This window comes from Microcoleus sp. A2-C3 (assembly GCF_036706065.1).
GTDB lineage: Bacteria > Cyanobacteriota > Cyanobacteriia > Cyanobacteriales > Microcoleaceae > Microcoleus.
The window spans coordinates 1-12,559 of sequence record NZ_JAUBVX010000010.1; the positions used below are offsets into that span (position 1 = coordinate 1).

At 42.0% G+C, this 12,559-nt stretch carries 10 protein-coding genes; 7 read left to right on the plus strand and 3 right to left on the minus strand.

From position 1 onward, the window contains the following. The first annotated feature begins 405 nt into the window (after window positions 1–405). Complete coding sequence (locus tag QUB66_RS07840; protein ID WP_265234998.1) at window positions 406–1,122, plus strand: actin-binding WH2 domain-containing protein; 717 nt, start codon at window positions 406–408, stop codon at window positions 1,120–1,122. Window positions 1,123–1,151: 29 nt separating this feature from the next. Further along, complete coding sequence (locus tag QUB66_RS07845) at window positions 1,152–1,862, plus strand: hypothetical protein (protein WP_332967279.1); 711 nt, start codon at window positions 1,152–1,154, stop codon at window positions 1,860–1,862. 126 nt (window positions 1,863–1,988) lie between these two features. Here QUB66_RS07845 and mutS read toward each other — a convergent pair whose 3' ends face one another. Further along, window positions 1,989–4,616 carry a DNA mismatch repair protein MutS gene (gene mutS, locus QUB66_RS07850; protein ID WP_332967282.1) on the minus strand — a complete coding sequence of 876 codons (2,628 nt, stop codon included), beginning with the start codon at window positions 4,614–4,616 and terminating at the stop codon, window positions 1,989–1,991. A gap of 482 nt (window positions 4,617–5,098) precedes the next feature. Between mutS and QUB66_RS07855 the strand changes: the two genes are divergently transcribed. After that, window positions 5,099–5,314 carry an acetyltransferase gene (locus QUB66_RS07855; protein WP_265235000.1) on the plus strand — a complete coding sequence of 72 codons (216 nt, stop codon included), beginning with the start codon at window positions 5,099–5,101 and terminating at the stop codon, window positions 5,312–5,314. Between the two features lie 219 nt (window positions 5,315–5,533). Here the strand turns inward: QUB66_RS07855 and QUB66_RS07860 are convergent, their stop codons facing one another. Then, entirely contained in the window at window positions 5,534–6,688 is a 1,155-nt protein-coding gene (locus tag QUB66_RS07860; RefSeq protein WP_332967277.1) for an AAA family ATPase, read from the minus strand. 107 nt (window positions 6,689–6,795) lie between these two features. Here QUB66_RS07860 and QUB66_RS07865 point away from each other — a divergent pair, with 107 nt between their 5' ends. Continuing rightward, a complete protein-coding gene (locus tag QUB66_RS07865; protein WP_332967275.1) occupies window positions 6,796–8,481 on the plus strand; it encodes a hypothetical protein in 1,686 nt (561 codons plus the stop codon). Window positions 8,482–8,940: 459 nt separating this feature from the next. On the opposite strand, the gene QUB66_RS07870 is transcribed toward QUB66_RS07865, so the two are convergent. After that, window positions 8,941–9,744, minus strand: coding sequence for an RNA ligase family protein (locus QUB66_RS07870; protein WP_332971221.1), 804 nt, complete (start codon window positions 9,742–9,744; stop codon window positions 8,941–8,943). Window positions 9,745–9,837: 93 nt separating this feature from the next. On the opposite strand from QUB66_RS07870, the gene QUB66_RS07875 reads away from it, so the two are divergent. The 3 genes from QUB66_RS07875 (at window position 9,838) to QUB66_RS07885 (ending at window position 12,508) form a co-directional block, all read left to right on the plus strand. Continuing rightward, on the plus strand, window positions 9,838–10,707 hold the full coding sequence (locus tag QUB66_RS07875) for a prohibitin family protein (protein ID WP_265235003.1): 870 nt from the start codon (window positions 9,838–9,840) through the stop codon (window positions 10,705–10,707). A gap of 237 nt (window positions 10,708–10,944) precedes the next feature. Continuing rightward, entirely contained in the window at window positions 10,945–11,364 is a 420-nt protein-coding gene (locus QUB66_RS07880; RefSeq protein WP_265235004.1) for a peptidylprolyl isomerase, read from the plus strand. A gap of 247 nt (window positions 11,365–11,611) precedes the next feature. Continuing rightward, entirely contained in the window at window positions 11,612–12,508 is an 897-nt protein-coding gene (locus QUB66_RS07885) for a phytanoyl-CoA dioxygenase family protein (protein WP_265235005.1), read from the plus strand. Window positions 12,509–12,559: the final 51 nt, after the last annotated feature.

A 12,559-nucleotide genomic window follows, 5' to 3' on the forward strand; every position in this document is an offset into this window, starting at 1 on the left:
TTCGATTCCCGCTGCCCGCTCTTTAATTAAATTACCTCAAACCTAGGATAAATCAACGGTTTGAGGCTTTTTATTGGCGAAAATACGGGGCTGTAGGGGGTCAGGTTGAATACAAAATGACTACGAAATGACCAAATTGACTATCAAATGACTACGAAATAGTCAAATTGAGTATCAAGTGAGTATCAAATCACTACCCGATCGCCCTTTTTGAATACAATTTGGAGACAAATGAATACAAATTGAATACAAAGCATACCTGTATTGAGTTTGAGCCGTTTAGCTTTGCAAGTATCTCTACAATCACTTCTACATCTCAGCTTGTGGTGAGCTGGGTGCAACAATAATTGGTTAACATAGAGTGCCCTGATTTGGCAAGATTGGCGATCGCCCTCAGCTTGAGTTATGACTGATTCAGAATCGCATCAGTCACAAGGAGAACCCGTGAAATATTTTTCAGTAGTCATGTATTTGCTGCGGGAACGGCAACAGTTTCTCGAAGAAATTCGCGACGGTGTTAAGCTCAAATCTAAAATTTTCGGTTTGTTAATTTCCAGTACCATATTTTTTGGCATTTACGGAGCAATATTAGGTGCATCTAGTACGTGGATGCAATGTCTGGTTTCCGCAATTAAATTGCCAGCACTTTACTTACTGACGCTGATTATCTGCTTTCCCACACTGTACTTTTTTAATGTCATGTTTGGTTCAAAACGCACTTTTGAACAGTATTTGACATTGTTGATGACATCGATGGCGATGATTAGCGTTTTGCTGTTTGGATTTGCACCTGTCAGCCTGTTTTTTCTCATCAGCAGTACCAATTACAATTTTTATCTGCTGCTCAATGTTGCTATTATGGCAATCACTGGATTTTTGGGGGTAAATTTCATTTATCAAGGAATGCACTTTCTGTCCGAACAAGATGCCGAAGGCAAAGACATCAGGCTAAATATTTTGCGGTTCTGGTTGGGACTTTATGCGTTTGTGGGCAGCCAGTTGGGATGGACTCTGAGACCGTTTTTTGGCGCGCCCGGACAAGCTTTTCAACTGTTCCGAAGTCGAGACAGCAATTTTTATATGAGTCTGTGGGATTCTATTAGGTCTCTGGCAGGATTTTAATTCATGCCAATTTAAGGAGATTTGGAAGAGTGATACAAGCGGATTTGGATGGGTTAAGAATTCCTGAAAAGGAGTTGGAAGATTTGAGCGGAATAGCTGTGAGCGACGGGTTTTCAGGGAATTTTTATCGACCTGCTACACTCCGGGACGGCAAAAAGCTGTTTGCTTTTTTGTTGCATGAGTTGCTGATATTTTGTGTGACCCTTGTTGTGTCGCTCCCTGTGGCTTTGCTGGTCAACAAACATGAAGTTAGTTCAGTTAGCGATGCTGAGATATTGGTTCGGGTTTTACAAATAACTTTGGGTTTGTCGCTGGCGATTACTGTTGCTTGGAATGTCTATCAATGGGTGAAAGCAAAGCCTTTAGAAACGTTGGCGAGTCTGCTGGATGAAGTTGAGAAGTATCATGAGGTGATTCAGGCTTTAGATATTATCGATCGCCTAACGGCTGCGGGCAATTTACAAGCCAATTTAATTAATCGACAAGATGCAATTGAGGCCTTGCAAATCACTAGAGAAAGTTTGGTTGGTGCTTTAAAAACAGAGAGGATTCTGCGGGAAAATCAGCAATTTATCGGTCGCCGTTACGAGTTATTTGCTAATATTGAAAGTAATTTGGCGGCTTTGATGGCATTGGATGTCAGCGATCGGGCATCTGAATACGGGCGGTTACTAAATGAGGCTTTGGAGATTGGGATGAGCGTGCACAAAGAGGTAAAAAAGTTGCAGAATGGCAAGTGATACCATTTGAGATTTGAGATTGGAATGGCTGATGAATTAAGTTTTGTAGGGTGCGTCGCCATAAACAATCCCTAAATTCACTCAATAATCTGACGGCGACGCACCTAGACAAATGCTATTAAAACTTTAATCGTCAAAGATATCTAACTGTTCGCCCTCAGACTCTTTTTTGCCATCTTTCTTAACACCTTTCCGCAGCCCGATCGCAATTTTGCTATGTTTCTCAATCTGCTTCATCACCTGTCTCGCCCTGTCAATCACCGACGGCGGTAAACCAGCCAACCTCCCCGCTTCAATTCCGTAGGACTTATCAGCACCGCCGGGGTGAACTTCGTGCAAAAATACGATTTGATCCGGCAATTCCTTCACAGTTACCTGATAATTTGCCACATTATCCAAAATCGAAGCTAACTCGTTCAATTCGTGATAGTGAGTCGCAAAAATCGTCCGCGCCCGAATCTCGCTGGCTAAATATTCTGCTACAGACCAAGCAATCGAAAGCCCGTCAAACGTCGCCGTTCCCCTGCCAATTTCATCCAACAACACCAATGATTGCGGCGTGGCGTGATTGAGAATATTGGCAGTTTCGTTCATTTCCACCATAAACGTAGATTGACCTGTTGCCAAATCATCCACGGCGCCGACACGGGTAAAAATGCGATCGCAAATTCCCAAAGTCGCAGCTTTCGCAGGCACAAAACTGCCCATTTGCGCCATTAACTGAATCAAACCCACCTGCCGCAAATAACAACTTTTCCCGCTAGCATTCGGGCCAGTTAAAATAATTAAATCCGGGCGATTTAGCGCTGCTTCCCGACCCAAAAAAGCCGAATTCGGCACAAAAAATCCCGGTGGTAAAGACTTTGCTACCACCGGATGACAACCTTCAATAATTTTAATTTCCCGACTTTCAACCATAGTCGGGCGACAGTAATCTTGATAAACCGCTACTTCCGCCAAACCACACAAAACATCGGCCGCCGCCACCGCGCGCGAAACGTTGCGAATAATTTCCGCGTGCTCTCCTACCTCCGATCGCAATTTCGCAAAAATATCGTATTCCAACTGATTTAAATCTTCCCGCGCTGTCAGAATTCGCACTTCCCTTTCTTTTAATTCTTCAGTGCTGTAGCGTTCTTCATTGGTGAGAGTTTGCTTGCGGGTGTAGTCGTTCGGTACTTGGTCAATTTTAGATTTTGTAATACTGATGTAATAGCCGAAAGCTTTATTGTAGCCTACTTTTAAATTAGAAATTCCGGTGCGCTTGCGTTCGTTAGCTTCTAAATTGGCAATCCATTCTTGGTCTCCTGATGCAGTTTGGCGCATTTCATCAAGCATTACATTGATTCCCGATCGAATCAAACCTCCTTCTTTTAAATGAATCGGCGGTTCGTCAACTAAATGAGTGTGAATTTGAGTTGCTAATTCTTCGAGAAGTGGCGGGACAATTTGCAGCGCTTTCAAATAGGGCGATCGCCCTTGAGTTGCGATCGAGGCTAATTCCGGCAATTTCGAGAGAGAATCTGCTAAAGCGACCAAATCCCGCGCGCTAGCTGTTCCAGAACCGGCACGGCCAGTCAGTCTTTCGATGTCGTAAATTTGGCGGAGTAACTGCTGCAAATCTTGGCGCAGCGGATTGTTTTCTACTAATTCTTGAATCGTATCGTGGCGGGCGCAAATGCCTTTAATGTTGAGCAAAGGCTGCATCGCCCAGCGGCGCAAAGCCCGGCCTCCCATTGCGGTGCTGGTTTTGTCGATCGCCCACAGCAGCGAACCGTGAAACACCCCATCTCTGACGGTTTGAGTAATTTCGAGATTGCGCCTGGTTTGGTAGTCGAGTGTGAGAAAGTCGGTGAGTGTGTAAGTGTGCAATCTTTGCAGAGCAACTGCTTTTTCCTTTTGGGTTTCTTCGAGATATTGCAGCAAACCGCCCGCAGCGCGCACTGCGAGGGAAAGATGTCCGCATCCCATGCCTTCGAGCGATCGCACTTTGAACTTTTGCAGGATTCTCTGTTTGGCTTCGGACAAACTAAACGGGATTTGCGATCGCAAAGAATAGCAAAACGAAGTCGGCAAACAATCGGGTAAATGCTCGGATTTCTCTCCTGGCCTCAACATCGTCACCAAATCCGGCGCATTAGTTGGTACCAAGACTTCCGAAGGCTGCAATCGCAGCAATTCTAGAGTTAATTGTTCTAAACTGTCCGCTTGAGTAGTGACGAATTCTCCCGTAGAAATATCAGTATAAGCCAATCCCCAATGGACTCCAGCGATGACGACTGCTGCTAAAAAGTTATTTTGCCGGGGTTTGAGCATTCCGTCGTCTGTCAAGGTTCCGGGAGTGAGAATGCGGGTGATTTCGCGCTTGACTTGGCGGCCTTCGCGGGCGGCGATCGAGGCATCTTCAACTTGGTCGCAAATTACCACAGCATAGCCTTTTTCTACTAACTGAGAACTGTAGCGATCGAGGGCGTGGTGTGGCACTCCTGTCATCGGCACTCGACCGATTTCTTTGCCACTTTCTTTGCTAGTACAAACCAGTTCTAATTCCCGCGAAATTGTCACGGCATCTTGAAAAAAACACTCGAAGAAATCTCCGACTCTAAACAATAAAAGTGCGTGGGGATACTGTTCTTTCACTTCCACATACCGCTGCATCATCGGAGTCAGCTTGGTGAATTCTAGTAGGCGGTGGTCGGCATTGGGGATGTTGGCTTGACTGGGGTCTGTTGGGGTAGATGCAGTGTAAGGCATAAAAGGCGATCGATAAATTTTTATCTTTAACAATTTTACCGCAAGCTCGGCTTTGAGGTATAGCTAATGATACAGTATTTGACAATTAATCTTCCTGAAGCAGGGTGCGTGATGCTCAATTTTTAGGGCGAGTATTGAGCGATCCGAAAGTCAGACACCTACTTAATCATCGCTCAACCCCCTTTTTCTTGAAAAATTTTAGGTAATAAATTATCTAATGTGAGCTAATTAACGACATTTCGTGAGAATTAATGGTAGTTTCGTTATTGAATCTGACCATTGTTCTCTTAACTTGCGATCGGCAATTTGCAGAAAATAAGTGTAAAGCTCTGTGTTTTCTGCTTCTCTAAATAAGAATTTTGTTTGCTATGGATAAAACAGCCTAAAGATAGATTTATAAATAATACCTAAGATAGAGACATCTAAGATTCAATCGATTTAAAATAAAAGTTGAATTGGCATTCATTATTCAATAAAAAACAATGCTTTTACAAGAAAAAGAATCCGGCGACTTGGTAGAAATTATCGATATCGAGACTTTAATCAGCCCTGCCAAAAATCATGTATCGGGCAGAATTCAAGCTGGTGAAGAAGAGCAAGACCCGGCAAATTTTGATAAGGATAAATTGGTTTTTCCGTCCGGCGAAGTTCTGCCGCGCTGCTGGATTGACGAAAATTATAAAACTAAAGGTTTGTAGTAGGGACTTCAGTCCTTGATTGACTCATTAAGTAATTCAGGACTCAAGTCCGAACGCTCAAACCTAAGAGAGGACTAAAGTCCTTACTAAAAACCACAGGTTCGTAGTAGGGACTTCAGTCCCTAATTGACTAATTAAGTAATTTAGGACTAAATTCTGAATGCTCAAACCAAACTGAAAGACTAACGATTATATTTGCGGTAAGAATAAAAATGGCGATTAATTGTTAACTATTCGATCGACTTGATGCGCTTCTGTGATGTCTGGAATATCCAGACGCTCGGCTAATTTGCGAATCACGGCTTCTGGTACAGGTGCGTTGCGGGAACTGTTGCGGCGCAATACTTCCTCCAAGGGAACTTCGAGATAAACAATCCGAATTCGCGCGTTGTAAGCAGCAAATAAATCAATTAACTGCTGCCGCATTTGTTTGCTTGTATTGGTGGCATTCCACACAAAAGAAGTTCTCGATCGCAAATATTCCTTAGCTCTTTGTTTTGCTTTGTCTAGAATAGCACTCTGGTTTTTTTCTGGGGATATATTCATCTCCAACCTCAGCGCATCCAAGGAAATTACGGGCAAACTTGGCAGGTTTTCTTTGATCCAATAATCTTTGCCACTTCCGGGCAATCCCGACATCAAAACAACTTCGCATTTGGTATCATCAAACATTTCAGCATCGGGATTGCCGTTATCTTTGCGGAAGTAGATAAATCGGCTGTGTGCTGAGGGGAATTGTCGGGGAGAATTCAAGCAATTATTTTCTTGACAAAACTCCCGAAATAGTTCTATTTTATCCAGGATTTCTTGTCTGTCGCTACACTCGCGGCCGCGCACGTCGGCTTCGGCTAAAAGTGCGAGGAAATCGCAGCGAACAACTTGACTGGCTTTAATTACAGACTGCTGTGGGTTGGGTTTGTCGAGTAGCCAGATGGGTAAACTGCCGAATTGGACGATCGCGCAAACAGTCTCCCGAATGCTAAACTGCACCGGCGGGTCGAATTGAGATAAAATTTGTCTGACCATCCTCGCACCTTGACGGGCGTGACCTTTTGAGCTAATTCTCCCATTTTCTTCTATCTTGGTAAAAGCCGGTTTTGCGACATCGTGCAGCAAAGCCGCAGCAAACAGCATTGAACGTTCTTGGACACCAAGCTGCCGCCAATTCAGGGAAGAGATTAAGGCTTCGCAGACCATTTTGGTGTGAATTAAGACATCTCCTTCAGCGTGATAAATCGGGTCTTGCTGACATCCTTCTAAGTTTTGAATCCAGTCAAAATGATTTTGAATGCTTCCCCAATCTAGGAACCAATCGGGCGGTTCAGGACAAAAGGGAAAAGTCCAAGTTTGGGATTGTGATAATAAAGTAGTCATGGTTTTACCTGTTTGTTAATATTGTAATTTCGTATCCGCTCAATAAATCGGGGTAACAGCAAAAAAGAAGGTTCACAATCTAGCCACAGCATGGTAAAATACAAAACATGACGCAAAAAACATCTGGTGACAAATTAGTAGAAACCTTACTGCAAAGCATTGAGCCATCTGAAATTGCAGACGAATCATTGCGTCGTACTGTGTCCATATTGCTGAACCTCATAGAACAATTACAAGCAGAAACCAAAGAATTACGGTCAGAAAATCAAAGATTAAAAGACGAAAACAATCGTTTAAAAGGAGAACACGGCAAACCAGAGGTTAAAGCCAATAGACCCAAAAAAGCCCAAGAAAACTACTCATCCGAGAAAGAGCGAAAAATACCAAAAAAACATATTAAAAGCAGTAAAAATGCTCAGCTCAAAGTTGACAGAGAAAAAATCATCGAGTATCCCCAAGCAGAACTACCATTCGATGCAGAATTTAAAGGTTATGAGGAGGTAATAGTTCAAGACATTTTGCTGAAAACAGATAACGTGTTATTCCGGAAACAGAAGTATTACTCACCTTCAGAAAAGAAAACATACGTTTCACCGTTACCATCCGGGTATGATGGGGAGTTTGGGCCTGGAGTAAAAGCGTTAGTTATGAGCCTGTACTACGGAGGCAACATGACTCAAGGAAAGCTGTTAGATTTTTTAAGCAATATTGGCATTTCCATGTCAGCCGGTTATTTATCAAATCTACTGGTGAAAAAATCATCAAATTTTGAATCAGAATTTAACGAAGTGTATGTATCCGGATTAGAAAGTAGCCCTTGGCAACACTTAGACCAAACAAGTGCGCGTGTTGGGGGAGTAAATCACACTACAAATATAATTTGCAATCCATTATATACAGTTTATTCTACAACTTTAAGAAAAGACAGATTAAGCGTACTTGGAGTATTACAGAACAACCAAGAACTTAAGTTTATTGTCTCTCCACTTACCTACGAACTCTTAGATAAGTTCAATGTCCCCGCTCGGTGGAGCCATCAAATTAAAAGGTTACCTCAAGAAATTCCGTTGAAGGGTGATGAGTTTAACTCCTTGCTGAATCAGCATCTAAGCTGTTTAGGCTCTCAACATCGTACCAGAATTTTTGAGGCAGCAGCGATTGCCTTTTATCATCAGCAATCCCAGATTCCGGTAATAAAAACTCTGGTCACTGATGATGCACCCCAGTTTAAATTACTCACAGATGATTTATCTTTATGTTGGGTGCATGAGGCAAGACATTATAAAAAATTAAGTCCATTTGTGACTTGTTATCAAAAAAGTTTAGACAAGTTTCTTGATGATTTTTGGGATTACTACCGAGAATTACTCGCTTACAGAAACTCTCCATCTGAGCTGGAGAAGCTCAGGCTTAAATCCAGATTTTGGGAAATTTTCGGCAGTCAAACTGGTTATGAACAATTAGATAAACGAAAAAAATTAACTTCTTGTAAAATATCTGAGTTGCTTTTAGTTTTGGAGCATCCGGAATTACCATTACATAATAACCCGGCAGAATTAGCAGCCAGAACAATCGTGCAGCGACGAAATATTAGTTATGCAACCCAAACTTGTGAAGGAACTAAGGCGATGGACATTTTCATGTCTCTGGTTGCGACTACTCGTAAATTAGGAATTAGCTTTTTTGAATATATGCACTTTAGTATTTCTCACCTGGGAAATATTCCAGAGCTAGGGACGATCATTCGTGAACAATCTTCGCTTTGTTCTTTCGGTGTGTCCTGGGATTATTGAAGAAATTTCCCCAAATATAACTGCTCTGAATTATCGGCACTTGATTACTTTATTAAGTGTCGTATAGCAATCCGAGCTGAGCCTCAATAGATAACCACCGCTTGTCTTGCTATACTCCATGTCTAGAAAGAATTTCAAGATTTCCCGAAGCAGAAAATCAATGAGGATTGCCATATAAACCCACGGTAAATTGTGACTGTCTCAAAAAGACTGTGACATCCTTGATTTCATGATCGATCATACATTATTTAAATCAAAATTTAGCGGTCAAGCAGTAAATGCGTGATTTTTGTGGCTGAATTAAGATATTTGTAGAATCAAATAAGTTATACACTGTCGAAAAATTAAGATTTACCGCAACTTATTGAGCGGATACGTAATTTCTTAGTCCGCGGAGGCGGATATTGTTTGTATAGTCGCGGTTTCAACCGCCGACTCTCAACGGACTATTAGGAGTCTTCAACTAAAATTAAATAAATCTGCGCCGGGACACAAAATATTAGGTACAATGGGACGATTCAGCCAATGTCCTTCGGCATTTTTAATAGCAGTCAAAAAGCTAGCGCGCACGTACTTATAACGCGCCTTGACAATTCCATTTTCTTCGATTTTAATATACAAGCCCTCCATAAAATCGCTCTGATCGGTCTCCTTCAAACACCGCTCTTCATCTAATCCTAATTCCCGGCATTGCAAGCGTAACCGATTCAAATGTCCGGGTTCAATAAAATTAGATTTTTCCATAAACTGCATCATTTGCTTGGGCGATTTTAGCACTCCCGAAAACAGCACTGGAACTGACATTAACGGCAGTCCGCTTAACAACTTGCAGCGGGCTTCTGTACTCAAAAATTGACGATTTTCTAAGTCCAGCACATCGTATTCCATAAAATAATGCGGCAAAAAATCATAAAAAACCGTGTGTTTGGCATAAAGCCATTCGCCGTACAGAATATAGCGATTTCCCAGCACTTCTCCCAGCACTCCGCTGAGACTGAAAGCCCACTGTTTGAACAAATTAAAATGTTTTTCTCTGGGCCCGCCGGTGAGATAGTGGCCACGACTTTGCAGCAGCATTTGTCCGTCTGGGGCGAAGCTGATGCCTGTATTTGCGCCGTCTACCTTTTCTTCGATGATTAAAGGGCGATCGGCAATAGCGCTAAACGGCACGCTGTCGAGGTCTTCATCACCCGGCTGGAAACGCGAACCTTCGATGTGATAAGTTCTAGGATATTTCACAATTTCCACCATCAGCTTACCCATCCATTTTATATTTTATATTTTATATTTTATATTTTAGAGGCTATCCAATCCATTTAACCATTATAATTGAATTATCACAAAGGAGCATATATTTTGAAATCTCAAAATTTCCAGAGCATATCATCAGCAATCGCTGGGATTCTATTAGTAGTCGCGATACTCCTCGGCTTTAACTCTTTTGTTGTCATCAATCCGGGTGAAGCAGGGGTGGTCAGCGTTTTGGGGAAAGCCACAGATGGAGCATTGTTAGAGGGATTTCACCTCAGACCCCCGTTGATATCCAAGGTAGATATATACGATGTAACAGTGCAAAAGTTTGAAGTTCCCGCCCAAAGTGCTACTAAAGACCTTCAGGATTTAAATGCTAGTTTTGCGATCAACTTTCGCCTCGATCCTACGAGAATTGTTGATGTCAGAAGGACTCAAGGAACCTTGGAGAATATAGTCTCAAAGATTATTGCTCCTCAGACGCAAGAAGCGTTTAAAACAGCGGCTGCACTGAGAACGGCTGAACAATCTATCACTCAAAGAAGCGAACTGAAAAAAGACTTTGATGCTGCACTGAAGGAACGGCTGTCAAAATATGATGTAATCGTGCTTGATACCAGCGTTGTCAACATTCGATTCTCGACAGATTTTGCCAAAGCAGTTGAAGAGAAACAGGTTGCTGAACAGCGGGCGCAAAGGGCTGTTTATGTTGCTCAGGAAGCAGAACAACAGGCTCAAGCTGACATTAACCGCGCTCAAGGTAGGGCAGAAGCTCAAAGACTTTTGGCGGAAACTTTGAAAGCTCAGGGCGGCGATTTGGTGCTGCAAAAAGAGGCGATTGAAGCTTGGAGAAGCGGCGGCGCTCAGATGCCAAAAGTGCTGGTTATGGGCGCAGGTTCAAGTCGGGTTCCTTTCATTTTTAATATGAATGATATGCAGGAAGAGCCCGCTCGCAAAACAGTGACTAACAATTAAAATCGGACTGACGCCAAGAAACCCGGTTTCTCCGAAAATATTGGCTTTGCTAACGATAAATCCCGCCAGAAACCGGGTTTGCTCAGAAAGCGTACATAAGTTTTATGAGAGTTTGCGGAGTATGCTACACTGCTGAAAGCCAAAAGATAACGACAGCTTGAAACCTGTCGCTATAAAAGCGAAGTCCGCAATTCATATGCAGACAACACACTCATTCTAGAAAGTAAGGAAAAAATCATGACCCGCGCGATTATGGAAACGAACAAAGGCACAATCAATTTGGAATTGTTTGATGCAGATGCGCCTAACACAGTTAATAATTTTGTTGACTTGGCAGAAAAAGGTTTTTACGACGGATTAGCGTTTCACCGAGTCATTCCTAACTTTATGGTTCAAGGTGGCTGTCCAAAAGGTACTGGAACCGGCGGCCCCGGCTACAAAATCAAGTGTGAAATCAACTCCAAAAAACATATTGCAGGAACTTTATCGATGGCTCATGCAGGTAAAGATACGGGCGGCAGCCAATTCTTTATTTGCCATTCTCCCCAGTCGCATTTAGATGGAGTTCACACAACTTTTGGCCAAACAGATGATATGTCTGTCGTGAATGCAATCCGCCAAGGCGATAAGATTATTTCGCTCAAAATCGAGCATTAATCCTCATTAATTACTTTCGTTTGTAATAAGGACTAAAGTCCTTATTACAACAAATTAAATACTAAATATATATATCTAATAAGTTATACTTTGGGATTCAAGAGGATTCTGCTATCAATTGGCGATCGACCTTATTTGCTTGCATGACTTTTTTTGTAAATTTTTGCGATCGATATATTGCTCCTGAGATCAGTAATGATATAAAATAAATATAGTTCAGATCGGCAATTAAAAAAGTGAAATTAGTATGCTCAATAGAGGTTTGAGGAAAATAAAAAGAGAAGCTTCTCTGCTTCAATCTAGCTTATCTTATAAGTGGAGACTTTTGCAACACATCAAAAAATTACCTGCACTGAATCCGACGAATCAGTCCATTGTCGAGGCTCTTAGGAAGGAAGGGGCTTTTATTACTTCTCTACAAGCTTTGTCATTGCCAATGAATGAACAACTTTTGGATGCAGTGAAGGCGATATTACCTAATAATCCAAAATCTCCGGCTTTTGAAGATCAATACGTTTATCATGTTAATTCAGCAGAAATTATCAAGAATTCAGAAATCTTTTTATGGGGTCTTCAAGAGCGGTTGTTTGACATTGCTGAAAATTATCTTGGGGTTCCCGTTGCTTACCGGGGTTTGTTTTTTCAGAAAGATTTTGCGAACGAACAGCAGGTACATACAAGATTGTGGCATAAAGACCCTGAAGATCATAGACTTCTCAAAATAGCTGTTTACTTGAATGATGTGAATCCTGAAAATGGCCCGTTTGAATATATTCCAAAGCATTTCAATTCTCAGTTAAGCCCTCTCAAACGAAAACTTTTATTTTCTGATGCAGAAGTAGCGCAACATTTAGACCAATCAAATTGGGTTTCATGTACAGGGCTAGCAGGTACTGTTGTTTTTTTCGACTCTCACCATGTTTTTCATCGCGGTAAGATGCCTATCAAGTCACACCGCGACGCAATATTTTTTAATTATCACTCCAGACAACCGATTAAAGTGTTTTCTGATCATTGGAAAGCTCCTTTTTCACCAGATGAGTTACTCGTGCTTTCAAAAACTCTTTCTCCACGCCAGAAAGAATCAGTTTTTTGGTGGGAAAATGGTGCGGAGTCATTCCAGCCAAAGTTGATGGCTAGGTGAAACATTTAATCAAGGAGAGGGGAAGTGAATAGTATCCGCCAAACCGACAAT